The organism is Tsukamurella sp. NPDC003166, assembly GCF_040611135.1.
Lineage (GTDB): Bacteria > Actinomycetota > Actinomycetes > Mycobacteriales > Mycobacteriaceae > Tsukamurella.
Window position 1 is genome coordinate 21,043 of sequence record NZ_JBEXNL010000011.1, and the last position, 24,493, is coordinate 45,535.

General features: G+C 70.7%; 24 protein-coding genes and 5 tRNA genes. 13 read left to right on the forward strand and 16 right to left on the reverse strand.

Annotation, left to right across the window (positions count from 1 at the left end):
- Nucleotides 1-29: 29 nt before the first annotated feature.
- On the forward strand, nt 30-1,955 hold the full coding sequence (dxs, locus tag ABZX10_RS13805) for a 1-deoxy-D-xylulose-5-phosphate synthase (protein WP_355540398.1): 1,926 nt from the start codon (nt 30-32) through the stop codon (nt 1,953-1,955).
- Nucleotides 1,956-1,962: 7 nt separating this feature from the next.
- On the opposite strand, the gene ABZX10_RS13810 is transcribed toward dxs, so the two are convergent.
- Together ABZX10_RS13810 and ABZX10_RS13815 are read right to left on the reverse strand one after the other, a co-directional pair.
- Complete coding sequence (locus tag ABZX10_RS13810; RefSeq protein WP_355540401.1) at nt 1,963-3,183, reverse strand: HRDC domain-containing protein; 1,221 nt, start codon at nt 3,181-3,183, stop codon at nt 1,963-1,965.
- A 7-nt stretch (nt 3,184-3,190) separates the two neighbouring features.
- Entirely contained in the window at nt 3,191-3,808 is a 618-nt protein-coding gene (locus ABZX10_RS13815; RefSeq protein WP_355540404.1) for a DUF3000 domain-containing protein, read from the reverse strand.
- A gap of 95 nt (nt 3,809-3,903) precedes the next feature.
- Between ABZX10_RS13815 and hemE the strand changes: the two genes are divergently transcribed.
- From hemE to hemQ, 3 genes are read left to right on the forward strand one after another with little or no spacing between them, the layout of a single operon-like run.
- Nucleotides 3,904-4,977, forward strand: a complete 1,074-nt coding sequence (gene hemE, locus ABZX10_RS13820) for a uroporphyrinogen decarboxylase (protein ID WP_355540407.1) — start codon at nt 3,904-3,906, stop codon at nt 4,975-4,977.
- Nucleotides 4,974-6,239, forward strand: a complete 1,266-nt coding sequence (gene hemG, locus ABZX10_RS13825; RefSeq protein ID WP_355540410.1) for a protoporphyrinogen oxidase — start codon at nt 4,974-4,976, stop codon at nt 6,237-6,239. Before hemE ends, hemG begins: the two co-directional genes overlap by 4 nt.
- Nucleotides 6,240-6,272: 33 nt before the next feature.
- The gene (gene hemQ / locus ABZX10_RS13830) at nt 6,273-6,974 is read left to right on the forward strand and encodes a hydrogen peroxide-dependent heme synthase (protein ID WP_355540413.1); all 702 of its coding nucleotides are present in this window, start codon (nt 6,273-6,275) and stop codon (nt 6,972-6,974) included.
- Between the two features lie 18 nt (nt 6,975-6,992).
- On the opposite strand, the gene msrB is transcribed toward hemQ, so the two are convergent.
- The 4 genes from msrB to ABZX10_RS13850 all read right to left on the reverse strand — a co-directional run bounded on the left by msrB (nt 6,993) and on the right by ABZX10_RS13850 (nt 10,964).
- Nucleotides 6,993-7,409 (reverse strand): peptide-methionine (R)-S-oxide reductase MsrB, encoded by a 417-nt coding sequence (gene msrB, locus ABZX10_RS13835; RefSeq protein ID WP_355540416.1) that lies wholly within the window; start codon nt 7,407-7,409, stop codon nt 6,993-6,995.
- Between the two features lie 9 nt (nt 7,410-7,418).
- Nucleotides 7,419-8,678, reverse strand: coding sequence for a glycosyltransferase family 87 protein (locus ABZX10_RS13840; protein ID WP_355540419.1), 1,260 nt, complete (start codon nt 8,676-8,678; stop codon nt 7,419-7,421).
- A gap of 50 nt (nt 8,679-8,728) precedes the next feature.
- Nucleotides 8,729-10,276: an alpha/beta fold hydrolase gene (locus ABZX10_RS13845; protein ID WP_355540422.1), complete on the reverse strand. Its 1,548-nt coding sequence runs from the start codon at nt 10,274-10,276 to the stop codon at nt 8,729-8,731.
- Nucleotides 10,277-10,352: 76 nt separating this feature from the next.
- Nucleotides 10,353-10,964 carry a dihydrofolate reductase family protein gene (locus tag ABZX10_RS13850; protein ID WP_355540425.1) on the reverse strand — a complete coding sequence of 204 codons (612 nt, stop codon included), beginning with the start codon at nt 10,962-10,964 and terminating at the stop codon, nt 10,353-10,355.
- A 60-nt stretch (nt 10,965-11,024) separates the two neighbouring features.
- Here ABZX10_RS13850 and zapE point away from each other — a divergent pair, with 60 nt between their 5' ends.
- Complete coding sequence (gene zapE, locus ABZX10_RS13855; RefSeq protein ID WP_355540428.1) at nt 11,025-12,050, forward strand: cell division protein ZapE; 1,026 nt, start codon at nt 11,025-11,027, stop codon at nt 12,048-12,050.
- A 197-nt stretch (nt 12,051-12,247) separates the two neighbouring features.
- Here the strand turns inward: zapE and ABZX10_RS13860 are convergent, their stop codons facing one another.
- Complete coding sequence (locus ABZX10_RS13860) at nt 12,248-12,556, reverse strand: metal-sensitive transcriptional regulator (protein ID WP_068572646.1); 309 nt, start codon at nt 12,554-12,556, stop codon at nt 12,248-12,250.
- 5 nt (nt 12,557-12,561) lie between these two features.
- Nucleotides 12,562-14,751 (reverse strand): heavy metal translocating P-type ATPase, encoded by a 2,190-nt coding sequence (locus ABZX10_RS13865; RefSeq protein WP_355540696.1) that lies wholly within the window; start codon nt 14,749-14,751, stop codon nt 12,562-12,564.
- Between the two features lie 188 nt (nt 14,752-14,939).
- Here ABZX10_RS13865 and ABZX10_RS13870 point away from each other — a divergent pair, with 188 nt between their 5' ends.
- Entirely contained in the window at nt 14,940-15,107 is a 168-nt protein-coding gene (locus ABZX10_RS13870; protein ID WP_355540433.1) for a hypothetical protein, read from the forward strand.
- Between the two features lie 7 nt (nt 15,108-15,114).
- A complete protein-coding gene (locus ABZX10_RS13875) occupies nt 15,115-15,633 on the forward strand; it encodes a CGNR zinc finger domain-containing protein (protein WP_355540436.1) in 519 nt (172 codons plus the stop codon).
- Nucleotides 15,634-15,655: 22 nt separating this feature from the next.
- On the opposite strand, the gene ABZX10_RS13880 is transcribed toward ABZX10_RS13875, so the two are convergent.
- Together ABZX10_RS13880 and ABZX10_RS13885 are read right to left on the reverse strand one after the other, a co-directional pair.
- Nucleotides 15,656-17,218, reverse strand: a complete 1,563-nt coding sequence (locus tag ABZX10_RS13880; RefSeq protein ID WP_355540439.1) for a carboxyl transferase domain-containing protein — start codon at nt 17,216-17,218, stop codon at nt 15,656-15,658.
- Between the two features lie 151 nt (nt 17,219-17,369).
- Complete coding sequence (locus ABZX10_RS13885) at nt 17,370-17,708, reverse strand: hypothetical protein (protein WP_355540442.1); 339 nt, start codon at nt 17,706-17,708, stop codon at nt 17,370-17,372.
- Nucleotides 17,709-17,900: 192 nt separating this feature from the next.
- Here ABZX10_RS13885 and ABZX10_RS13890 point away from each other — a divergent pair, with 192 nt between their 5' ends.
- Nucleotides 17,901-18,122 (forward strand): hypothetical protein, encoded by a 222-nt coding sequence (locus ABZX10_RS13890; RefSeq protein WP_355540445.1) that lies wholly within the window; start codon nt 17,901-17,903, stop codon nt 18,120-18,122.
- A gap of 38 nt (nt 18,123-18,160) precedes the next feature.
- On the opposite strand, the gene ABZX10_RS13895 is transcribed toward ABZX10_RS13890, so the two are convergent.
- From ABZX10_RS13895 to ABZX10_RS13910, 4 genes are all read right to left on the reverse strand, one after another.
- A tRNA-Gly gene (locus ABZX10_RS13895) sits at nt 18,161-18,236 on the reverse strand.
- A 64-nt stretch (nt 18,237-18,300) separates the two neighbouring features.
- Nucleotides 18,301-18,441: a hypothetical protein gene (locus ABZX10_RS13900; RefSeq protein WP_355540448.1), complete on the reverse strand. Its 141-nt coding sequence runs from the start codon at nt 18,439-18,441 to the stop codon at nt 18,301-18,303.
- Between the two features lie 25 nt (nt 18,442-18,466).
- Nucleotides 18,467-19,375 carry an acetoacetate decarboxylase family protein gene (locus tag ABZX10_RS13905; protein WP_355540451.1) on the reverse strand — a complete coding sequence of 303 codons (909 nt, stop codon included), beginning with the start codon at nt 19,373-19,375 and terminating at the stop codon, nt 18,467-18,469.
- 95 nt (nt 19,376-19,470) lie between these two features.
- Nucleotides 19,471-19,650, reverse strand: a complete 180-nt coding sequence (locus ABZX10_RS13910) for a hypothetical protein (protein ID WP_355540454.1) — start codon at nt 19,648-19,650, stop codon at nt 19,471-19,473.
- Between the two features lie 478 nt (nt 19,651-20,128).
- Here ABZX10_RS13910 and ABZX10_RS13915 point away from each other — a divergent pair, with 478 nt between their 5' ends.
- Nucleotides 20,129-20,524 (forward strand): hypothetical protein, encoded by a 396-nt coding sequence (locus ABZX10_RS13915; RefSeq protein ID WP_355540457.1) that lies wholly within the window; start codon nt 20,129-20,131, stop codon nt 20,522-20,524.
- A gap of 87 nt (nt 20,525-20,611) precedes the next feature.
- Here the strand turns inward: ABZX10_RS13915 and ABZX10_RS13920 are convergent.
- A tRNA-Val gene (locus ABZX10_RS13920) sits at nt 20,612-20,683 on the reverse strand.
- Between the two features lie 258 nt (nt 20,684-20,941).
- On the opposite strand from ABZX10_RS13920, the gene ABZX10_RS13925 reads away from it, so the two are divergent.
- From ABZX10_RS13925 to ABZX10_RS13940, 4 genes are all read left to right on the forward strand, one after another.
- Nucleotides 20,942-21,014 (forward strand) — tRNA-Gly (locus ABZX10_RS13925).
- 17 nt (nt 21,015-21,031) lie between these two features.
- Nucleotides 21,032-21,105, forward strand: a tRNA-Cys gene (locus ABZX10_RS13930).
- A 49-nt stretch (nt 21,106-21,154) separates the two neighbouring features.
- Nucleotides 21,155-21,226 (forward strand) — tRNA-Val (locus ABZX10_RS13935).
- Between the two features lie 392 nt (nt 21,227-21,618).
- Nucleotides 21,619-22,617 carry a helix-turn-helix domain-containing protein gene (locus ABZX10_RS13940; protein ID WP_355540460.1) on the forward strand — a complete coding sequence of 333 codons (999 nt, stop codon included), beginning with the start codon at nt 21,619-21,621 and terminating at the stop codon, nt 22,615-22,617.
- Between the two features lie 4 nt (nt 22,618-22,621).
- Here the strand turns inward: ABZX10_RS13940 and nhaA are convergent, their stop codons facing one another.
- On the reverse strand, nt 22,622-24,433 hold the full coding sequence (gene nhaA, locus ABZX10_RS13945; protein WP_355540699.1) for a Na+/H+ antiporter NhaA: 1,812 nt from the start codon (nt 24,431-24,433) through the stop codon (nt 22,622-22,624).
- Nucleotides 24,434-24,493: the final 60 nt, after the last annotated feature.

Genomic DNA, 24,493 nt, shown 5'->3' on the forward strand with positions numbered 1-24,493 from the left:
CACCTCTCACGGGAGTAGACACGAGGGATATGAACCTGCTGAGCACCATCGAGTCCCCACGCGACCTGCGTCGGCTGGACCAGGACCAGCTCACTGCGCTGGCCGGGGAGATCCGTGACTTCCTCGTGGAGAAGGTCTCGGCCACCGGAGGGCACCTCGGTCCGAACCTCGGCGTGGTCGAGCTCACGATGGCGATCCACCGCGTCTTCGACTCGCCCGTGGATCCGGTGCTCTTCGACACCGGCCATCAGGCCTACGTGCACAAGATCCTCACCGGCCGGCGCGACGGGTTCGACACGCTGCGGCAGGCCGGCGGCCTGTCCGGCTACCCGTGCCGGGCCGAGTCCGAGCACGACTGGGTCGAGTCCTCGCACGCCTCGGCGGCGTTGAGCTACGCCGACGGCCTGGCGAAGGCCTTCGCGCTGAAGGGGGAGAAGCGCACCGTCGTCGCGGTGGTCGGCGACGGCGCCCTGACCGGCGGGATGTGCTGGGAGGCCCTCAACAACATCGCCGCGTCCGACCGGCCGGTGGTCGTGGTCGTCAACGACAACGGCCGCTCCTACGCGCCCACGATCGGCGGCCTGGCCACCCACCTCTCCGGCCTGCGCACCCAGCCCGAGTACGAGCGGCTGCTGGGGGAGGCGCGGCGTCGGTTGCGCAACGTTCCCGTGCTCGGCGAGCCCGCCTACTCCGTGCTGCACGGCATGAAGACCGGTATCAAGGACATGGTCAGCCCGCAGGCGCTGTTCGCGGACCTGGGCCTGAAGTACCTCGGTCCGATCGACGGGCACGACGAGGCGGCCGTGGAGGCCGCGCTGCGGCGCGCCAAGGATTTCGGCGGCCCCGTCGTGGTGCACGCGATCACGCGCAAGGGCAATGGCTACGAGCATGCGGAGAACCACGAGGCCGATCAGATGCACGGCATCGGCGTCATCGATCCCGCCACCGGTCTGCCCGTGGGCGGGGGCGGCGGCGCCGACTGGACATCGGTGTTCGCAGAAGAGCTGGTCGCGCACGGCGAGAAGCGCGCCGACATCGTGGCCATCACCGGCGCCATGGCCGAGCCGACGGGCGTCGCCGACTTCGGGCGCAAGTTCCCCGACCGCATGTACGACGTGGGCATCGCCGAGCAGCACGCGCTGACCTCGGCGGCCGGCCTCGCGCTGGGCGGCATGCACCCCGTGGTCGCGTTGTACGCCACGTTCCTCAACCGCGCCTTCGACCAGCTGCTCATGGACGTCGCGCTGCTGAAGCAAGGCGTCACGGTCGTGCTCGACCGCTCGGGCGTCACGGGGCCCGACGGTGCCAGCCACCACGGCATGTGGGACCTCTCGCTCGCCGCGATCGTCCCCGGCCTGCGTGCCGCGGTGCCGCGCGACGCCACCCGTCTCCGGGAGGAGTTCGCCGAGGCACTGGCCGTCGACGATGCGCCCACACTCGTCCGCTACGGCAAGGGCGCGGTCCCCGCGGACCTCGAGGCCGTACGCCGCCTTCCCGACGGGGTCGACGTGCTGGTCGAGGGCGACGGCCGCGGCGCGGACGTGCTCCTCGTCGCGGTCGGTGCCTTCGCGCACACCGCCGTCGACGTGGCCGCCCGCCTGCGGGACCAGGGCATCTCGACGACCGTCGTGGATCCGCGCTGGGTGCTGCCGGTGCCGGCGTCCGTCGTGGACCTGGCGCGCACGCACCAACTCGTGGTCACGCTGGAGGACAACGGTGTGGCGGGCGGAATCGGTTCCGCGGTGACCGCGGCGCTGCAGAAGGCCGAGGTGGACGTCCCCACCCGGGTGCTCGGCGTCGAGCAGGCCTTCCTCGACCACGCCTCCCGCGGCGAGATCCTGGGCGACCTGGGCCTGACCCCGTCGGAGATCGCGTTCCGCATCACCGGTTGGGTCACGGCGTGCGCCCACGTGAGCCTTCCCGCCGCGGAGGTGGCGCGGGAGCAGGTGCGCTGACGGAGCCCTAGGCGGACGCCAACGCGGCGGCGACGGCGGGCACCGTCAGGCGACGCTGCCAGTCCCGCGCACCCGACGCGGCCAGGGCATCGTCGACCTTGGTGACGCCCGCGGCGCCGCCCTCCCAGCACAACTGCCGGACGGCGTCGGTGGGCAGCAGGTTCTCCACGGGAACGGCGACCTCGTCGGAGATCTCGGCGAGCGCGGCCCGGACCTTCGCGAGCCGCTCGGCGGCCTCGGGATTCGACTTGGCCCACCGGTTGGTGGCGGGCATGCCGTTCCGCGGGCCGTGCAGCGGGGGGAGCTTCGCGTCCGACAATGCGTTGGCCCGCTCGATCGCCGACATCCAGCGTTTCGCCGACCGGCGCATCCTGGGCCCGCCGAACACCGGCAGCGCGGTCAGCTCCGCCTCCGAGGCCGGGTTCTTCGCGGCGGCGTTGACGATGGCCGCATCGGGCAGGGTGCGCCCCGGCGCGACATTGCGCTGCTCGGCCATCTCGTCGCGCGCGAGCCACAGTTCGCGGGCGCGGGCCAGCTGGCGGCGGTTGCGCAGGGTGCTCAGGCCCGACAGTCGACGCCACGGATCCTGCTTCGGCGGCGGGTCCGGCCGGGTGCGCTCGTACTCGAACTCCTCGAGCGCCCACTCGAGCTTCCCTGCGTCCTCGAGGCGCTCGTAGGCCTCGTCGCGCAGGTCGACGAGGACCTCGACGTCGAGGGCGGCGTAATTGAGCCACTCGTGCGGCAGCGGGCGGGTGCTCCAGTCGGCGGCGCCGTGCCCCTTGGCCAGCGCGTAGCCGGTGTACTCGGAGGTCATCGCGGCCAGGTTCACCCGCGGCGCGCCCAGCAGCCGCCCGGCGAGCTCGGTGTCGAACAGTTCGTCGCAGACGAATCCGTCGTCGCGCAGGCAGGGCAGGTCCTGATCGGCGGCGTGCAGTACCCATTCGACGCCCCGCAGTGCGCCGATGACGGGTGCGAGCCCCTCGGGTTCGTGGATCGGGTCCAGCAGGAACAGTCCCGAACCGGTCCGCTTGATCTGGATCAGGTAGGCGCGGGAGGAGTAGGTGAATCCGGAGGCGCGCTCGGTGTCGAGGGCGACGGGGCCGCTTCCGCGCAGCAGCGCGGCGGCGCAGTCGGCGAACTCCTCCACCGTGGTGAGTGGCTCGGGGACGCCCTCGTCGGGCTCGGTCAGGGGAATGCCGGGAACGGGTTCCGCGGGGCCCTTCGCCACGGCCGGCCTACGACCCGAGCCGGGTGATGCCGGCCGGGGGGAGTCCGGCAGCCATCTCCAGTACCGAGCAGAACGCCTCGACGTGCCCGGACAGGTTCTCGCCCAGCGGGGTCCACGACGCGCGCAGTTCGAGCTGGTGAGCGCGGGGCGGTCCGGCGATGTCGCCGTAGCGCACCGACGCCGTGGCGGTGACGGTGCCGCCCAGTGCGGTCACCTCCTGGCCGCGCTCGGCGAGCGCGTCGGTGAGCCAGCTCCATGCGACCTCGGGGAGTAGCGGATCGGAGGCGAGCGACTCGTCGACCTCGGACTGCACGTACGCGACGAGCCGCATCAGGCCGTTCCACGCCTCGTGCCCGTGCGGGTCGTAGAGCAGGATCAGGCGGCCGAAGGTCTCCCCGTCGGAGTACTCGGGGACGACATCGGTCTCCGCTGAGCGGACCTCGGCACCGAGCGCGTAGCTGTAGGGCGCGAGCCGTTGCGGCGGGCGGATGCTCCCGATCTCGATCTCGGGGCGGACCGTCGCCGTGTGCAGGGATTCGACGGCGACGCGGAAGGGCTCCGGCTCGGCGCCGCGCTGCCCCGCTCCGTCGGTCGCCCCGTCGGCACCCGTTCCTGGTTGGCTCACAAACCGTGACCGTAGCCGCAAAGCCGGCGCTCTCGGCGGAGGCGCGCCGCAGGCCTGAAGCCCCCGGCGCCGCACTCATGACATGATCGATGGCGATGAGTACCAAGGACGAGTCGACGAGGGACGACGCGGTCGCCTACCCGCTGCTCGCCGCCGCGACGGGCGCCACGCCCTCGCGCCGGCCGGTGTGGTTCATGCGCCAGGCGGGCCGTTCGCTGCCCGAGTACCGCAAGGTGCGTGAGGGAATCGGCATGCTGCAGTCGTGCTTCCGCCCTGATCTGGTCTGCGAGATCACCCTCCAGCCGGTGCGCCGGCACCGGACGGACGCCGCCATCCTGTTCTCCGACATCGTCGTTCCGCTCAAGGCGGCGGGCATCGACCTCGACATCGTGAGCGGGATCGGCCCCGTCATCGAGCAGCCCGTCCGGGACGCCGCCGCCGTCGCGGCCATGCCGGTGCTCGATCCCGAGCAGGTCGCGCCGGTGGCGGAGGCCGTGCGGATGCTGCGCGGTGAGCTGCCCGCGGGCGTCGCACTCATCGGCTTCTCGGGTGCGCCCTTCACGCTGGCCTCCTACCTGGTCGAGGGCGGTCCCAGCCGCAACCACGAGCGCACCAAGTCGCTGATGTATTCGGACCCGGACACGTGGAACGCGTTGCTGGGCAAGCTCGGCGACATCGCGATCACCTTCCTGCGGGCGCAGGCCGAGGCCGGAGCGCAGGCCTTCCAACTGTTCGACTCCTGGGCGGGCGCGCTCTCGCTCGCCGACTACCGCACCTATGTGCAGCCGCACTCGGAGCGCGTCTTCGCCGCACTGCGGGAGTCCGCTCCCGCGCTGCCCGCGTTCCACTTCGGCGTGGGCACGGGCGAACTCCTGGGCGCGATGGGCGCGGCCGGTGCCGACGTCGTGGGCGTCGATTGGCGCACGCCGCTCGACGTCGCGGCGGGTCGGGTCGGGCCGGGTCGGGCGTTGCAGGGCAACCTCGACCCCGCTGTTCTCATGGCCGACCGGGGCACCGTCGAGGCGCAGGTCCGGCGCGTGGTCGCCGAGGGCGACGCGGCGGTCGCCGCCGGCGCGACGGGGCACGTGTTCAACCTCGGGCACGGTGTACTGCCCGCGACGGATCCCGACGTGCTGACCCGCGTCGTCGACCTGGTGCACGAGCTGTGAGCAGTGTCGCCGTCGTCGGGGCGGGAATCTCCGGTCTGGTGGCCGCGCTCCGTCTGCAACAGGCGGGCGCCCGGGTCACGGTTTTCGAGTCGGGCAACCGGGTCGGCGGGAAGCTGCGCTCGGAGATGCTCGGTGACCGGCGCCTGGACGTGGGCGCGGAGGCCTTCGTCCGGCGTCGCCCGGAGGTCCTCGACCTCGCGGCCGAGCTCGGCCTCGCCGACGAGGTGGTCGAGCCCGCGGGGCGGCGCCCGGCGCTGTTCGCTGACGGTGGACTCCTGGGCGGCTTCGGCCGCACGCTGATGGGCGTACCGGGCGACGCGGACGAGGTGCGGATCCCGTTGCGCTGGAACGCCGGTGCCGACGCGTCGATCGGTGCACTGGTCCGGTCGCGGCTCGGCGACGAGGTGGTCGAGCGCAGTGTCGATCCGATGGTCTCGGGGGTGTTCGCGGCGCACGCCGACGACGTCTCCGTCCGCGCCGCACTGCCCGCCCTGGCCGCCCGCCTCGACGACGGCGCACCGTCACTGGGGGAGGCGGTGCGCGATGTGCTCGGCGAGCCCGACGACAGCCCGGTGTTCGGCGCGTTCCGCGGCGGGTACCAGCAGTTGCTCGACGCGCTCACCGAGCGGCTCGGCGACCGGGTCATGCTCGGAGCGCCCGTCCCGGAGATCCGGCCCGGGTGGAGCCTTCGCGGCTCGATGTTCGACGCGGTGGTCCTCGCCGTGCCCGCGCCGCAGGTGGCTCGGCTCGTGGGCATGAACCTGCCGGAGCTCGGTGCGGCGGTGTCGAAGATCCCCGCGGCGAGTTCGGCCCTGGTGACACTGCGCCTTCCGGACGACGTCGAGTTGCCCGACCTCTCGGGTGTGCTGGTGGCGAGCCGGGAGCAGGTCAGCGCCAAGGCCCTGACCCTGTCGGGTCGCAAGTGGGACCACCTCCCGGACGGCACGGTCCGGTTGTCCTTCGGGCGCCTCGGCGTGAGCCGGATCGTCGACGATCTCGATTCCGGCCTCCTCGCCGCGGCCCGGGACGATCTGGCGAACATCCTGGGGGTCACCGTCGAACCGACCCATGCGCACGTGCAGCGGTGGTACGAGGGGATCCCCGTCTACCTGCCCGGACACCGCGAGACGCTCGCCGCGATCGACGCCGCCACGCCGAGCGGTCTGGCGCTGGCGGGCGCCTATTTCGACGGTGTCGGGGTGCCGGCCTGCATCGCGCGCGCGGAGCGTGCGGCCGAGCGTGTCCTGGCCGACCTCTCCTGAGCCGGTCCCGGTCACGGGACTACGATCGGGGATATGGCCAAACTGGATTACGCGGAGCTCAATTCGACTGTTCGCTACCTGATGTTCTCGGTGTTCTCGATCTCCCCGGGGGAGCTCGGGGACGACGAGCAGCGCGCGGCGGCGGCGACCGAGGCGGAAGCCTTCCTGGCGAAGATCCAGCAGGGCGATCTGGTGGTCCGCGGTGTCTACAACATCGCCGGGATGCGGGCCGACGCGGACTTCATGATCTGGTGGCACGCGGAGCGGCTCGAGGATCTGCAGGCCGCGTACAACGAGTTCCGGCGGGGCACCGCGCTGGGCCGCGCGAGCGCCCCGGTGTGGTCCAACACCGCGCTGCATCGCCCCGCGGAGTTCAACAAGAGCCACATCCCCGCCTTCCTCGCGGGGGAGGACCCGGGCGCGTACATCTGCGTGTACCCGTTCGTCCGCAGCCTCGAGTGGTACCTGCTGCCCGATGACGAGCGCCGCAAGATGCTCGCCGACCACGGGCGCGCCGCGCGCGGCTATCCCGATGTCCGGGCGAACACCGTGCCGGCCTTCGCGCTCGGCGACTACGAGTGGCTGCTCGCCTTCGAGGCGCCCGAGATGCACCGCATCGTCGACCTCATGCGTGATCTGCGGGCCACCGACGCCCGGCGCCACACCCGCGAGGAGACGCCGTTCTTCTCGGGCCCGCGCGTCGAGGTGCGCGACCTGATCACCGCGCTGCCGTGATGCCCGGCCGGACGGGGCTCAGGCCTCGTCCGGCTCCAGGCGCATGGAGATGCTGTTGATGCAGTAGCGCAGGTCGGTGGGGGTGTCGTAGCCCTCGCCCTCGAAGACGTGGCCGAGGTGGCTGCCGCAGTTGGCGCACACCACCTCCACCCGCCGCATGCCGAGTGAGGTGTCCTCGCGCTCGATGATCTTCTCGCCCGCGAGCGGGGAGAAGAACGACGGCCAGCCGCAATGGGACTCGAACTTGCTGTCCGATCGGAAGAGCTCCTCGCCGCAGGCGCGGCAGCGGTACACGCCCGAGGTCTTGGTATCGGTGTACTCGCCGGTGAACGGCGCCTCGGTGCCCGCCTGCCGCAGCACACGGAACTCCGGCGCGGAGAGGCGCTGCCGCCACTCCGAATCGCTCAGTTGCAGTTTGGGCTTGGGCTCAGTCATGGTTCCAAACTAACCGCGCGCGCTGGACTGTGCCAGCTCGTGCCGACCGGGTTCCTCATCGGGGTGCAGCGGACGGTCGATGCCCTCGTCGAGCCGGTTCTCCGCGCGGGCGTCGAGGTAGCGGAACAGCAGCACGCAGAAGGGCACGATGATCAGCAGTGACCAGCCGAGCGTGCACTTGAGGTAGGCGAGGGAGCGCCCGAACGCGGGCCACTTCCCGGACAGCCAGTTGTCGTAACTGAGGAAGCCGTAGACAGCGACCCAGGACGCCCAGTTGCCGAGGACGGAGCTGCGGTAGACCACGGTCATCAGCATCGGGAACAGCAGCATCGAGTAGTAGCCCTGGCCCAGCGAGAGCACGAGCCACGACGTGGTGAGCAGGGTCCCGGTGGAGGTGGCGAGCCACAGCAGCTCGTTGCTCTGGCGGTAGTACTTCCACAGCAGCCACAGCGTGACGGCGGCCAGGATGACCACCGCCGCGCGGAGGAACAGCTCCAGCCAGTTCGGCAGGCCGAAGTACATGGCGTTGCCCTGGATGGAGCTGTTGTAGTAGTCGCGAGGAGCGTTGAGATAGGGCAGGGTCTTGCGGAAGAACTCCGTGCGGTCCGCGGAGAGGAGCATTCCGGCGCCCATCAGCACCGCGGGAATGGCGAACGCCGTGATCAGCGCCTTCCACTGCCTGTTGACCAGAATCAGCAGGAGCATCACCGCGAGCAGGGGTTTGATCGCGAAGGACAGCCCGAGCGGGATGCCGGCCCAGAGGTCCTTCCGTTTGAGCAACAGCGCCATCGCGGCCACCTCGGCCAGCAGGACGAAGCAGTTGACGTTCGTGTAGACCAGCGTGCTGGTCACGGCCTCGGTGGTCACCGCGAAGAACAACACGACCGGTGCGACCATCGAGTTCAGCCCGTAGCCGAACATCCGCAGCAGGATGTACAGCGCGAGCAGCAGCGCGACGGCGCTGAGCCCGACGAAGATGTACCGCGCGGTCTCCGGGTCGAAGTACCCGAACGGGGCCATGACCAGCGTTCCCGATGGCGGGTACAGGTAATGCGGGTCGACCGTGTCGTAGTTCTCGGTGTACACCGCCTCATGCCGGAGGAAGCGCACTGCTGCGGCGTAGACGGTGGTGAAGTCGTCCGTCTTGTTGCCGTTCGGGACCAGGATGATCAGCCGCTGCAGCAGCGTGAGGATCGCGAGCGGCCACAGGATGGCCTTCGCGATGAGCGCGGGGTCGGACTTCATCCGGGACAGGGCGTGGGACGACACCGCTAAACCGTATCCGACGGTGCCCGCGGGCCCGGCCGGGCCCGGCCGCATCAGGCCGGGCAACCCCGCACCGTCGGCGCGTCCTGGCGGTCCAGGTAGGCGATCAGGGACTTCTGGACGCACGACGACCGGATGACGGCACCGTCGCCGATCCCGGCCCAGGTGACCGCCGAGGGCTGCGCCCCGACGACGGTGAGCTGTCCGGTCAGCGTGTCGAGCGCGGTGCGCGCGGTGAGCGGGTCGGCCGCCGAGGTGGCGACCACCGACTTCACCGTCAGGTCGGTCAGCTTGGGCGGGGCGGGCATCGCGGGCCACGCCGAGCAGACGGCGAGGTCCAGCGCCGTCGCGGCACCGAGCCGGTACTGCGGGCCCCACGCCAGCGCGGACGCCGTGATCTGGTCCGGGGAGGCCTTGGTGGCGGCGTCGGAGCAGCGCGCGACGAACTGGCCGTCGCTGCCGAGCGCGTCGTCGGCGGTGCGGAGGAGGGCGCGCAGGGGGACGGCGTCGCCCGTGCGCGCACCCCGAAGGGCGGTCGCGACGCGCGTGATCCGCGCGTCGCGGTCCCCGGGCCCGATACCGAGCGTGACGAGGACGGCCCGTCGGACATCGGTGTCGGTGAACGTGCCGAGCCGGCCGGCGGCGGCGTCGTCGATGATCCCGCGCATCGCGGCGGCGGGGTCGGCGCCCAGGGCGCACGTGGGGCCGCACTGCGCGGCGAAGGCGTCGACGGTGGCCGACAGGCCCCGCGCGGCGTCCTCGGCGCGCTGGAGCTCGGTGCCGCCGTACCGGACGGGGGAGTCGAGCACCAGGCGCGCGACCTGTTTCGGGTGTTTCGAGGCGTACGCGAGCGCCGTCGTGGAGCCGTCGCCGACAGCGAGGAGCCCCAGCGCCGGCACGTTCCACGTGGTTCGCAGGGCCTCGAGGTCCTCGGCGGCGGCGGTGGCGGTGTACTCCGTGAGGGTCGCGGGGTAGGCGTCGCCGCAGGCCGTGGCGGCGCCCTGAGCGGCCTCCCCGACCTTGCGGATCCGGGTGTCCAGGTCCGCGCCTGCGGTGAATCCGTCGCGCAGCACCGCCCGGTCGGCGGCGCTGCGGCAGGTCAGCGGCGATGAGGCGCCGACGCCTCGCCGTTCCACGGCGACCACGGGACGGTTCGTGAGGATCGGCGAGTCCGCGGACGCGAGGGTCGCGACCGCCCGCTGACCCGTGAACTCGGTACCGCCGACCAGGACGAGCGGCGCGGCCGTGTCGGGTGTGCCGGGGACCTCGGCCCGCGTCAGCGCGAGCTGCAGCGGCGATCGCGACGTGCCGAGTTGAACGGTGATCGATGCGCACTGCAGTGTCGCGTTCGCGGCGGACGGAGTGCCGTAGCGGGTCGCGAGCTGCTCCGTGCAGTCCTGCCAGGTCAGCGTGTCCTTCGCCGGAGCTTTCCACTCCGGCCCCTTCGGGGCCTGCTGTGCCGCGGACGACGGTGCGCGGCCGCCCTCGCCGAAGTCGCTCACGTACCCGGGGGTGGGCGCGGGGATCGGGGTGCACGCCGACGCGGCCAGAGCCACGGCGAACGCGCCGACGGCGAGTGCACGGGTGCGCGGGTGGGGCATGCCGTTCACCCTAGCCAGATCGGCGTCGACAGCGCGGCACCGTGTCGCGCGCGCGGCATCGCGCCGGAGCGCGGGGTCACCGCGCCCAGCGCGTGTAGAGGTAGCCCTCGTCGTCGCCGAGGAGCTGCAGACGGCGCCAGTGGCCGGTCGGCAGATCCGGGCCCGTGACGATGCGTCGGCCGTCGCCCCCGACGAGCATCGGCGCGACGGTCAGGCACAGTTCGTCGACGAGGCCGTCGGCGAGGAGGGCACCCAGCACGCCGGGGCCGCCCTCGGCGAGCACGCGCCGGAAGCCGCGTCGGTACAGGTCGGCGAGGACCTCGCGCAGGTCGACGGAGGAGCCCCCGCCCGAGTAGACGAGGGGTTCGGCACCGTCGGGCGGGTAGAGGCGAGGGGTGCGCGCGACCTCACCCCTGGTGACGATGGCGAGCGCGGGGTGCTCCGGCGTGCCGTAGTCCTCGTCGCGCACGGTCGCGGCCCCGACGAGCACGACGTCGGCCTGCGCGCGCAGCGCTCGGAACACCCGTCGGTCGCCGTCGCCGCCGAGCCCGCCGGAGCGGCCAGCGGCGGTCGCGGATCCATCGAGCGAGCTGATCATGTTGGCCCGTACGAAGGCCCGCCCGGCGGCGAAGGGGTGGGCGTAGCGGTGGGCGAGGGCGGCGTCGTCCGCAGGCAGGTGGTCGATCACATCCGCGACGGTAGCGTGTGATTTCAGCACGCGGCGGACCAGCGGATATCATCACGTCCCATGACGCTGCATCTCGTGGATCGCAACCCGACGGTGACGCCGGAGCAGATGGTGGAGCAACTGGTCCCGCCGGAGATGTTCAGTCAGGTCAGTTTCGACAGCTACATCCCGGATCCGAACCAGCCCACGCAGGCCGCGGCGGTGAATATCGGCCGGCGGTTCGTCGACGACGTGATCAAGCTGACGAAGCAGCGGAACAAGAAGGGCCTGTTCGGCCGCAAGAGCACCCCGCCGCACGGCGTCGGCCTCTACCTCGACGGCGGCTTCGGCGTCGGCAAGACCCACCTGCTCGCGTCGATCTTCCACAGCGTCCCCTCGCCGAAGTCGTTCGGCACCTTCGTCGAGTACACCCACCTGGTGGGCGCGCTGGGCTTCAACCGGTGCGTCGAATACCTGTCCGACCACACGGTGCTCTGCATCGACGAGTTCGAGCTCGACGATCCGGGCGACACGATGGTGATGTCGCGGCTGCTCACCGAGCTCGCGGCCCGCGGCGTGTCCATCGTGGCCACGTCGAACACCCTGCCCGGGCAGCTGGGCGAGGGGCGGTTCGCGGCCCAGGACTTCCTGCGCGAGATCAACAAGCTCAGCTCGGTCTTCGAGTCGGTGCGGGTGGACGGCCCGGACTACCGGCACCGCGACCTGCCGCCCGCGCCGGATCCGCTCACCGACGAGGAGCTGGTGGCGATCGCGGAGGCCGATCCGACGGCGACGCTCGACAGTTTCGACGCGTTGTCCGAGCACCTGTCGAAGCTGCACCCGTCGCGGTACAAGCAGTTGGTCGAGGGGATCTCCAAGGTGTGCATCAGTGGTGTGCACCCCGCGGACAACCAGACCGTCGCGCTGCGCATCGTCGTTCTCGCGGACCGGCTGTACGACGCGGGCATTCCCGTGCTCGTGTCAGGAGCGAAGCTGGACGAGATCTTCACCCCCGAGATGGTCGCCGGCGGCTACCGAAAGAAGTACCTGCGCGCCACCTCGCGTCTGCTCGCGCTGTCCCGCTTCGCGTCGGCGGACGCGACGTAGGCCCCGAACACACCAGCACCCGCCCGGCGATGTGTGGGCCGGGCGGGTGCAAGGGTGAGGGTGCCGGAGTGTGAGAGAGGTCTCACTTCGCTGACAACACTGATAGTACGGTAACCGGCCGCCCCTGTGCGAGCGGATACGCAAAATCCGTGCGGGGCATGATCGGACGCCCGTACCGGCCCTTCTGCAACAGTGGTTCAGCGCGTGAACCGGGCGATCGCGTCCGTCGCCTCCTTGAGCTTGGCGGCGGTCTCGGCCTCGTCGCCGGACCGTGCCGCGTCCACGACGCAGTGGCTCATGTGGTCCTCGAGGAGCCCGAGCCCGACCGCCTGCAGCGCCTTGGTCATCGCGGAGACCTGCGTGAGGATGTCGATGCAGTACTTCTCCTCCTCGACCATGCGCTGCAGGCCGCGGGCCTGTCCCTCGATGCGCCGCAGGCGCTTGAGGTACTCGTCCTTGTCGGACATGTAGCCATGATGGTGTTCGTGGCCGGTCTCAGTGGTCATGGCGATCAGTATTCCTTCTGGGGCGCGAAGCCCCGTAGTCGCAGGCTGTTGCTCACCACGAACACCGAGGACAGCGCCATCGCGGCGCCGGCGAGCATCGGGTTGAGCAGTCCGGCCGCGGCGAGGGGGAGCGCGGCCGTGTTGTAGGCGAAGGCCCAGAACAGGTTCACCCGGATGGTGCCCAGGGTGCGGCGCGCGAGCCGGATCGCGTCGACGACGGTGCGCAGGTCGCCGCTGACCAGGGTGAGGTCCGCGGCCTCGATCGCCGCGTCCGTCCCGGTCCCCATGGCGATGCCGAGGTCCGCCCGGGCCAGCGCCGCCGCGTCGTTGACGCCGTCGCCGACCATGGCGACCGCCCGGCCCTCCGCCTGGAGGCGCCGTACGGCGTCGACCTTCTCGGTGGGGAGCACGTCGGCGATCACCTCGTCGATGCCCACCTGTGCGGCGATGGTCCGCGCGGCGCGCTCGTTGTCGCCGGTCAGCATGATCGGACGCAGGCCGAGCCCGACGAGGCGCGCCACGGCGTCCGCGGAGGTGGGCTTGACCTCGTCGGCGACGACCAGTACGCCGCGGGCGGCGCCGTCCCAGCCGACGACAACCGCGGTCCCGCCGAGGGCCTGGGCCTCGGCGAAGCGTGCGCGGAGCTCGGCGGGCAGGGGCATGCCCTCCTCGCCGAGGAGTGCGGGACGACCGGCGGTCACCGTCCGGCCCCCGACGGTGCCGCGCACGCCCAGGCCGGGGACGTTCGCGAACCGCTCGACGGTGCCCGGTGCGGCCACCGCGTCGGCGATCGCGCGGCCGACCGGGTGTTCCGATGCGGACTCGACCGCGGCGGCGACGGCGAGTACCTCGTCCTCGTCCTCGCCGGGGGCGACGTGCACGGCCTGCAGCCGCATGACCCCGGTGGTCACGGTGCCCGTCTTGTCGAGCAGCACCGTATCGATGCGGCGGGTCGATTCCAGCGCCTCGGGGCCTTTGATGAGTATCCCGAGCTGAGCGCCGCGCCCGGTGCCGACGAGCAGGGCCGTCGGCGTGGCCAGGCCGAGCGCGCACGGGCAGGCGATGATGAGCACGGACACGGCGGCGGTCAGCGCCGCGGACGCCGATGCGCCGGTGCCGAGCCGGAATGCCAGCGTCGCGACGGCGAGCACGATCACGATCGGTACGAAGACCGCGGAGACGCGGTCCGCGAGACGCTGCACCTGGGCCTTGCCGGCCTGCGCCTCTTCGACCAGCCGGCCCATCCGGGCGAGCCGGGTGTCGGATCCCACCCGCGTCGCGCGGACGACGAGCCTGCCTCCGGCGTTGACCGTCGCGCCGGTCACGGCATCGCCGGGGTGCACCTCGACGGGCACGGACTCGCCGGTGAGCAGCGAGGCGTCGATCGCGGACTGGCCGGACACGACGATCCCGTCGGTGGCCACCTTCTCGCCCGGCCGCACGACGAAATCGTCGCCGACGACCAGCCGGTCCACGGGGATCGAGGTCTCGATCCCGTCGCGGAGCAGCGTCGCGTCCTTCGCTCCCAGCTCGAGCAGGGTGCGCAGCGCGGCACCGGCCCGGCGCTTGCTCGTGGCCTCGAAGTACCGGCCGGCGAGGAGGAACACGGTGATGCCGGCGGCCGCCTCGAGGTAGATGTTGCCGGCACCGTCGATCCGCTCGATCGTGAGCCGGAAGGGGTGCGTCATCCCGGGCATCCCCGCGGTGCCCCAGATCAGGGCGTACACCGACCAGCCGTACGCGGCCAGGGTACCGAGCGTGATCAGCGTGTCCATGGTGGCCGCGCCATGCCGCAGGTTGGTCCAGGTGGCGCGGTGGAAGGGCAGGCCGCCCCACAGCACGACCGGCGTCGCGAGCGCGAGCGAGACCCACTGCCAGTACGGGAACTGCAGCGCCGGGATCATCGCCAGGGCGATCACGGGGATGCCGAGCGCCAGGCTCACCACGAGTCGCCGGCGCAGCGCGTCGATCGGATCGCGGTCGCGTCCGGCGGCGTCCTCGCGGTCCGGGGTCGACGGTGCCGGCACGCGCGCGCCGTACCCGGCGCCCTCGACCGCTTCGATGAGGCGCTCGACCGGCATGTCGGCCGGGGCGGTGACGTGCGCCCGCTCGGTGGCGAAGTTGACGGTGGCGGTGACCCCGTCGAGCCTGCCCAGCTTGCGCTCGATGCGGTTCGCGCACGACGCGCAGGTCATGCCGTCGATCTCGAGGTCCACGACGGCGGGCGCGTGGGCATCGGTGGCCACTCGTACTCCTTCCGTCGACGTCAGCCGGATCATACCCCCCTAGGGTACGCGTTTCTCCGGCGCCGGACGGTGCGGGTGACTCGAACGCCGAATGTAATGGTTGAAACGCCTGATGACCTCGTTCCACGCTGGTTCGCATGAACGAGATCACGCACCTGGCCCATTCCTGGGAGACCGAATCGCACCACCCGACCAGCGAGGGGGTGGTGATGTACCAGCTGTGCTCGTGCGGTGTGCGGCGGATCAAGCTCGTCGCGCCCGAGTACCCGACCGTCTGGCCCGAGATCGCGGCGCAGGCGGGATGATCGTCGCGTGCAGTTCGATCACGACAACATGACCGGTGTCCGGCTCTCGGTCGACCTGGTCAATCTCCGGGCCGACGGGGCCTGGACGACCGAGCGGGTGGTGGGCGCGCTCCGCGACCACGAGATCCGCCGGATCGACGTGGACGACGACACGATCGCCGGTCTGGACGACTGGACCACGCTGCTGCGCGGGCCCTTCGAGGCGGGCACCGTCGACGAGCGGTGCGATGCCGTCAACGCGCTCCTGGAGGAGGGCACGGCGGGGATCTACCTGACCGCGCACGACGACTGGCGCCCGCACCTGCATTTCACGCCGGAGACGGAGTCACTGCTGGGTCGGGTGAAGGCGGTCACCGCGGGCGGGCTCGCGGTGTTCACCACCGAGGCCGAGGGGGCTCGGCTCGGGACGTGCGCCCGCGCGGGCTGTGATCGGGTGTTCGCCGATACCAGTCGCGGTGGGCGCCAGTCCTACTGCTCGCCGCGCTGCGCCAACACCGACGCGGTGCGGCGGCACCGTCGGGCCTGAGCGACCGTGGGCCGAGCGCCGGTCAGATGGGGGAGATCGAGCGTCGCTTCTGCGGGACCCGCGGTGGGCGGCGCTTCACCCGGGTGAGGGCCTCGGCGAGCATCGGTCGGGTGGCCGAGGGCAGCACCACGTCATCGATGCCGAAGCCGTCCGCGGCGAGCAGCGGGTCGACATTGGCCTTGAACAGAGTGATCAGATCGGTCCGCGCCTGCGCGGGATCGGGTGCCGACTCGTACTGCGACCGGAACGCCAGATCGACGGCGCTCTCGATCGGGATGGCGCAGATCTCCGCGGTGGGCCACGCGAGGGAGAGATCGGCGTGCGCGCTGCGCCCGCCGCCCATCGCGATGTAGGCGGCGCCGTAGGCCTTGCGGGTCACGATCACGAAGCGGGGCACCGTGGCCGCGCCGAGCTCGTATCCGAGACGGGCGCTGCGCCGCACCAGGTTCGTCTCCTCGGCCCCCGCGCCGACGAGGAAGCCGGGCAGGTCGATGAGGATGAGGATCGGCAGGCCGAACGCGTCGCATACCGCGATGAAGTGCGCCGCCTTCTCGCACGCGTGCGCGTCGAGCGCGCCGGCGTGGACCCGCGGCTGGTTGGCCACGACGCCCATCGGTCGGCCGTCCACGCGAACCAGCGTGGTCACGAGATTCGGTGCGTGCGTGCGCCCCAGCTCGAAGACGCTGTCGACGTCGGCGATCGCCTCGATGACCTCGACGACGTCGTAGGCCTGCCGCATCGACGCGGGGATCATCGTGTCGATCGTCTCCGCACCGTCCCCGGGTTCGTGCGGCCCCGCGTTGATCAGCGGCTGTCCGGCCGCCGACGGCGGGAGGTAGCTCAGGAATGCGCGGATCGAATCGAGCGCCTCCTGCTCGTCGGCGGTCACCACGTCGACGACGCCGCGCCTCGCCTGCAGGTCCGCCCCGCCGATCTCGTCGTTGGTGAGATTCTCGCCGGTCGCCGCCCGGACGAGCGGAGCCGAGGAGATGCCGATGGTGCCCATGCCGCGCACGATGGTCACGAAGTCGCAGCACGCGGAGATGTTCGCGGGCGCGCCGAAGCCGGGCCCCATCATCGCCGCGACCAGCGGCACGTGCCCGGAGAGGTCGGCGAGGCGCAGCAGGAGCTGTGATCCCGGTGCCGCGAGGCGGGAGTCGAGCGCCTCCTGCATGCGGTGCCCGCCGCCGTCCATGAGCATGATCAGCGGGATCTCGTCGAGGAGCGCGCGTTCGGCGCAGCGGTCGAGCTTCGCCATGCCGGTGGCGCCATTGCTGCCGCCGAGAACGGTGAAGTCGAAGGCGGCGATCGCCGCGGGCCGGCCGTCGATGTAGCCGATCCCGGTGACCACGCCGTCGCCGGGCGCGACCAGGGGAGCGGCGCCCTGCTGCGCCGGCCCCGGACCCGCGAGGGCGCCGAATTCGTGGAAGCCGCCGTTGGCCAACGCCGCCACTCGTTCGCGCGCAGTCATCTTGCCGCGTCCGTGCTGTTTGGCGACCTTCTCGGCCCGCGCCTCGTCGGTCACGGCGTGGTAGGCGTCCCGGACGCGGTCGTTGAGCACCTGTTCCGGTGTGGAATCACTCACAGTCGGAAGTTAGCAGGCGATCACAGCTTGCTGGACAGCCGGGCCGGTTCCGTCCATGTGTGCAGGTGGGATGCCCGACGGTGCCCCGCTCGCCTCACTGCGGACGCCGACCCGGGCGCCCACCGGGCGTCAGTCATGCGCCCACCGGGCGTCAGCCGGGCAGAGAATCTCCGGGGAAGCCGAGGCAGGGGTACACCTCGCTGTGCATCATCTCGGCCCGGACGCAGGGATCGTCGGCGATGATCTCCCTGGCCCGGTCGGGGGGAACGGTCATGATCGCCGTACCGGCCATGGCGTCGTCGAGGATCGGACAGAGGACGGCGATCACGCCGTCCGCCCGCAGCGAGACCATGCGCCGTTGGTGTTCGAGTTCGATGGCGTCGGCCCCGTCCTGGGCACGGCGCGGGCCCCAGCGGAGGATGAGGAGGCTGAACGGCTGCGCCGTCTTCACCAGGTCCTGAATCTGTTCGTCCGTCACGGTTGTGCCCACGGGTCACTCCTGCGCTGGTGTCGATTCCTTCGCGGTCCGATTCGACGCTACTGCGCGGACGCTGAGCGTCGGGCTGATTCGCTCGTGGTCGGGAGTCGGTAGGCGATCACATCTCGATGCACACGCGGGCCGGTTCCGTCCATGTCCGCAGGTCGGGTGCCCGGCGATGCTGATCCGAGTATGGTCACGGAAATGACGATCTTTCCCATGGCGATCCTTGCGCTGGTCGTGATGGTGCTCGCCGCCGCAGCTGTGGCCGGTGTGGTGTATCTCATCGTCCGCGGGTCGAAACAGCGGTCCCGGCCCCCGTATCCGCCCTATCCCGGGTACCCGCCGGTGCAGCAGGGAGGGCGCGTTCCGCCGCAGTTCCCACCGGCCGAATTCCGTTCGCCCCCTGGCGATACCCGGCCGTGAATGGCTGAAGCCCCGACCGCGTACGCGATCGGGGCTTCTGGAGCGGATGACGGGATTCGAACCCGCGACCCTCACCTTGGCAAGGTGATGCGCTACCAACTGCGCTACATCCGCGTGCCTCTCAGGCGAACAACAAAGTACACGACTGTTGCCTCGTGAGGCGAATCGCCTGGTGGCGTCACGCTTCCCGAGGCAGGAGTAGGACCTTCCCGACGGAGTCCTTCGACTCCAGCAGGGCCTGGCCCTGTTCCGCCTCCGCAAGGGGGAGTCGCGCCGAGATGACCGGCGCGCGCATGAACGTCGGGGCGTTGGTGCTCATGGTGCGCCTTTCGGAGGGACGGAGCTCAGCGGACGGAGAACGGGACCGGCATGTGCAGCGCGGCCTGGGCTCCAGTGTTCACGTCGAACTGGACCGCGCGGATCGGCTTGAGCGAACGCAGGTCGTCGGACACGCGGCCCTCGCCGAGGGTGAGGTCGATACCCCGGGGGAACCGCGAGGTCCCGCTGGCGAGCACGTTGGTCTGGTTGAGGGTGGAGAACCAGGAGCCGTCGCGCTGCGTGTACGAGGTGAGGGTCGAGACCTTCTCGCCGCTCGCGTGGCGCTTCTGCTTCGGCGTCGCGGCGGAGAAAGCCAGGTCGACGCCACCGTCGGCGTTGGCGATCCGCGCGGTCGTGCGGGTCTCGTCGATGTCGACGTCGACGTCGGTGACCCACTTGGGGAAGCCGTAGCCGTCGTGCCCGCGGACCTGGGCGATCTGCGTGTTCACGGGCAGCGAGAACACGTAGGAGTGCAGGTGGTCATCGCCGAGCGCGGAGACGAGGTCGGCGAGGCCGGGGCCGCCGTGCCGGGCCGGCCGGACCGCGACGCCGACAGCGGCCTCGGTGTAGAAGTCGATGTCGCACACGTCGTAGCGGAAGAGCATGACCGAGGCCAGGGCGAGGCCCGGCGCGACCTCGAGTGGAGCGAGCTCGGCCGGCAGGCGCTTGCGGATGGCGCTGCTCGGGGCGAGCATCGTCAGCCGCGCGGAGGACATCGCGTAGTAGAAGTTCGGCGTGCGCGTCGGTCCGATGGGGGAGTCCACCTGGGCCTTCGGGAGCGTGCGGAAGAAGCCGACACCCGGCACTCGCGGGTCCTGCGCGACCTCGTCCAGCGGGGTGTCCATCCGGAAGCGGTCGTAGAGGCCGTCCTTGGGGACGGTGACGGTGCGCCCGCCCAGGTCGACCTCGACGGTGTCCGTTGCTGCTGGGGTCATGTCCTCGTGGCTCCTCGCCTCGATGATGTATGCATTGCTTACATGAGGGTAGAGCGACATGTAAGCAGTGTCAACACCCGAGTGGAGTCGAGCGTCTAGCGGAAGCGTCCGAGGTTGCGCCGTGCGTCCAGGACGCCGCCGGTGTGGAGGAATCGCTGGACGACCTCCGTCGAGTGCAGGACTGCGTAGGGCACGCCGAGCCGGCGGGCGAGGAGACTGATCGGGTCGCTCGCGTCGGGGGCGTGGCGCGCCGCCCAGATCAGTGCCGCCTGCATGCTGGGGAACCCGGCGGGGCGTGCCCATGAATCCCATCGGGGCGCCGCGACCGCGTGACGTTGAGTCCGATCGATGGTGCGGGGTGGGGCTTCGTCGTGACCGCTTTGCTCTCTTTGGGGCATTTGTATTCTCCCTCAGCAGTTTTCGGGACCACTCGTGGCGGCTCATCAGACGTCCGTCGCGAGACCGGCGGCAAGGGTTGCGCGGGGTTGCAGGGTGGTTCGGCGATGCGTATCGCGGTTCCGGTGTGGGCGGCGACGGGTTCGCGTAGGGAGGCGTAGTCCGGGCTCGCATATGTGGTTGCAACGCTTGATGTTTCGAGAATCCGTGGTCGGCGCTCCCGAGCGAGTGTCGTCCAAGCCGGTTATGATGCACTACGTGCCGCGCCGTCGATGACGGCGCGGATCAGATCGATCTTCCGTTCCGGGGCTGGAGCCGCTCGGCCCGTCGCGCATCGTGCACCTGGCAGAGGTACCCGTGTCGACCCGACTCTTCTCGCGTGCGCGCGGCGTCAGTGATCGTGCCCTGTTCTGGAACGGACTCTGTGTCGCGCTGATCGCTCTCGCGATCGTGACCGTGTTCATCGACGCGCTCCCCACGAAGCTGTCGATCGGGCTGTGTGTGCTCGGGGTGGTCGCCGGCCTCGTCGGTATCCCGCTCTACATCGCCCAGGTGCTCGCCGGGTGGCGTTCGGCTCGCGGTCCTGCGGTCGCGCCGCCCGAGCCGGAGCCGGTCACGGTGGCCGTCGAAGCCCCCGGCGGGCCGGCCGACAGTGATGTCGAGTCCGATTCCTCTCGTGCGGATGGCGCCGACGGGCACCGCGCGCGATGCTCGTGCCACGGTCTTCCATGCGGTTCCGTGCCGCACGAGTAGGTGCCCCTCGGTGGTCCACGTCGAGATCCGTGCGGTGGTTCGGGCCGGAAAACGAAGAAAACCGCCTGTCACCAGGCGGTTTCTCGGTGGTCCTAGCTGGGATCGAACCAGCGACCTTCCCCGTGTGAAGGGGACGCTCTCCCACTGAGCCATAGGACCGGAGCTGCGCGCGACTCCGTGTTACCAGGGAGGCGAACGAGAGAGAACACTAACACGACCGCTGAGCGAAAGGGTAATCGGGCGCCCCATCAGCGATTACAGTCCCATCCCGTAAGCCGACGCGGTCTCGGATGCGCCCCGACCACGCCGACTGCGCACGAAACATGGGGTGACCAGCCGATTTGGCAGAGCGCGCGATGTTCACGTAGTGTTCTCTCTCGCACCGGAAAGGCGTTCCAAGCGCCGGTTCGGACGAATGCGGATGTAGCGCAGTTGGTAGCGCATCACCTTGCCAAGGTGAGGGTCGCGGGTTCGAATCCCGTCATCCGCTCGAAGTGGGCTTACCGTGGCGGTGTGGCCGAGTGGTGAGGCAACGGCCTGCAAAGCCGTGCACACGGGTTCGATTCCCGTCGCCGCCTCCAACACGCTCAGCCACTCCGCATCGGAGCGGCTGAGCCCCACTTCATGAAGGCGCGATTAGCTCAGTGGGAGAGCGCTTCCCTGACACGGAAGAGGTCACTGGTTCAATCCCAGTATCGCGCACAACACGAAACCCCCTGAAATCCAGGGGGTTTCGTCGTATCTGCAGTCCGGAGTATGCGGCGCGACGGTCAGCGCGCCTCCCTCAACGGCCTCGATCAGGACTCGTGTGGCGAGGGCATGGAACCGGTCCGGATCATGAGTTCCCACGGCCTGCAGCGCGACGCGGTAGTTCACTCCGTGGCGCCGGCTGTAGTCCCTGGCTGCGCGCTTGCGTGCTGAGTTCGATGTCATCGTCGATCACCATCCGGGTCGGTGACGGAGTTCTCCGCGCCCCGGCGGGCACCGCCTCTGTCGTCGCGTGCCACGTCGGTGACCGTTCGTGCCGAGTCCGCGATGCGCGCCCGGCCGTAGGATCAGATGAGGCAAGCTGCACTGCGAGGAGGTGGTTGCGCGTGACCGAGCGTGCGACGCGGTGGCCCCGCGGCGAATCGCAATGGTCCACCGACGACGTGGATCGATCGGCCGCCGTGGACTACTGGCGGTCGATTCGCCGGCACGTGTACGTGGATGTCGACACGACGCCGCGGCACCCCGAGTTCGTCGGCGAGATCAGTAGCTCCCGCTACGGCGACTATGCGGTGTCCACCAAGCGTTCCAACGGGGAGACCGTGACGCGGTCGAGTCGCCTCATCGGACAGGGCTCGGAGAGCGACGAGTACCTGTTCGCCGTGCTCCCGGTCAGTGGTAGCGGCGCTGTCGTGCAGGCCGGGAACACGGCCGTCTTCGGTCCCGGGGAGATGGTCTTCTACGACAGCAGTATCCCGTTCGAACTGGACTTCGACGGGGCCTACGAGCAGGTCGTCATCCACGTTCCCGCTGAGCGCGCCTTCGCGACCGCGGGCCTGCGACGCGGCACGGACCTCCTGGCGCGGGCCATCCCGCTCGACGGTGCGTTGGGGTCCGTCTCGGCGTTCTTCCTCAGCCTCGCCCGGGCCCAGGTGGACGATCCCGCCGGCGCGTCACTGTTGCGGCCCCAGGTCTCCGGCCTTGCGAGCTCACTCGTCGCCTACTCCACCGCGAAGATGGGGTCGGAGGACCTGCCGTTGCTTCTGCGCCGGGAACGCGTGGTGGACTTCATGCGGAAGAATCTGGCCGACCCCGATCTCGACGTCGATCGCATCGCCGCCGCGTCGCATCTGTCGCGTCGCAGCCTGTACCGGCTGTTCGACGGGACCGGGCAGACGGTCGTCGGCCAATTGCGGCTACTGCGCATCGAGACGGCGCAGAAGATGCTCGCGAACCGCACCGACCTGGCCGTCGGGTCGATCGCCCGCGACGTCGGCTATGCCAGCGAAGCCCACTTCTACCGCAGCTTCCGATCGATCACCGGCACCACGCCAGGGGAGTACCGGAACAGGGAATCCGAAGCGGCTCCGCTGCTCCAGTCCTGACCGCTCAGGCCGGTTCCTGGGTGCGGCTGCCGCGGCGGCTCGCCTCCAGACCGCGACCGAGGGCGCGGGCGTCGTAGGCGCCCACGTTGCGGCATCCGTCGATGAAGAAGGTGGGAGTCGCCCGCGCGCCGCTGTCCGCGGCGCTCCGCACGTCCCGTTCCACACGTTCGGCGACGTCGGCACCGTCGAGATCGGCGACGAACCGGTCGACGTCCAGCCCGAGTTCACCCGCATAGGCGATGAGATCCTCCCGCTCGAGGTGCGCCTGCCGCTCGAAGACGAGATCGAGCCACTCCCAGAACATCCCCTGGTGCGCGGCCGCCTCGGAGGCCCGCGCTGCCAGGAGCGCGTGCGGATGCTCGTCGACGAGCGGGAGGTGCCGCACGACGTAGCGAAGGTCGTCCCCGAAGCGGGCGTGCAGGTCGTCCCATCCGCCCGTCGCGTGGGCGCAGAAGCTGCACTCGAAGTCCACGTACTCGACCAGGGTGAGCTGGGCGTCCTCGGGGCCGCGGACGTGGTCGACCTCGGGATCGACCGGAACCGACAGCACCATCGGGAGATCCGCCGTGTCCTCGCCCCACCGGGCGGCGGCGAGCCGGAAGACGGCCCACCCGAGCGCGCTCGCCAGGACCATCGCGATGAGGACCCCGACGGTGGCCTGTCGCCCGAGGTCGGAGGTCGAGCCGAAGGCCAGCCCGATGATGAGCAGCGAGACGGTGAATCCCATGCCGGACAGCGCCGCTCCGCCGAAGACGCTGCCCATGCCGACGCCCTGCGGGAGTCGTCCGATCCCCAGCCGGACGGCTGCCCACGTGGACAGGCCGATGCCGAGAAACTTCCCGAGCACGAGTCCGACGATCACACCCCAGGTGACGCTCGACGTCACGGCCTCGCCGAGGAGGCCGCCGCGCAGGTCCACGCCCGCGTTGGCGAGGGCGAAGACCGGGACCACGAGGAGCGCGGTCGGCAGGCGCAGGTATTCGTGCAAGCGTTCGTTGACGGCGGTGCCCTTGGCGAGGCCTCGGGAGACCTCCCGCCCCGATGCGGCGCTGGGAGACTGCCAGAAGTCCCGGAACAGTTGCCGCGCCGCGACCACCTTGTGCCGCTGGGTCGGATACGCCGGAATGAGCAGGCCGGCGGCCATACCCGCGAGGGACGCGTGCACGCCGGAGGAGACTGCGGCGAACCACGGCACCACGACGAGGACCACGTACGGTGCCGCCCGCCACTGGCGGGAACGCCCGAGCAGCCACAGCCCGACGAGGCAGGTCACGGCGAGTAGGAGCGGCCCGAGGTGGATCTTCTCGCTGTAGACCAGGCCGATGATCGACACGGCGAGGAAGTCGTCGACCACGGTGAGGGTGAGCAGGAAGACCCGAAGCTGGCCGGAGAGCCGCGGTCCGACGATCGCGAGCGCCCCGAGAAGGAACGCCGTGTCCGTGCCCACGACGGCGCCCCAGCCCCGCAGGCCCTCGCCGCCGCTGATGCCGACGACGAGGAGGTAGATGACTGCGGGTAGCACCACCCCTGTGGCGCCCGCGATCAGCGCGATCCGGGCGCGGGACCGGTCCCGCAGGGTGCCGTGCGCGTACTCCTGGCGCACCTCGAGGCCGATGACGAAGAAGAAGATCACCATCAGGCCGTCGTTGATCCAGTGCTGCAGGCTCATCCGCATGCCGAACGGCCCGATCTCGAAGCCGGCCTCCTGGTGCCACAGGTCGAAGTACGCCGTCGACGCGGGCGAGTTCGCCCACACCAGTGCGACGACGGTGACCGCGACGAGGAGCATCGCCGCACCGGATTCGCGGCGCAACATCCACAGGATGCGTGCCGGCGCTGCCGGAGGTGGTGTTTGTTCCCGCACGTCGATGTCCTT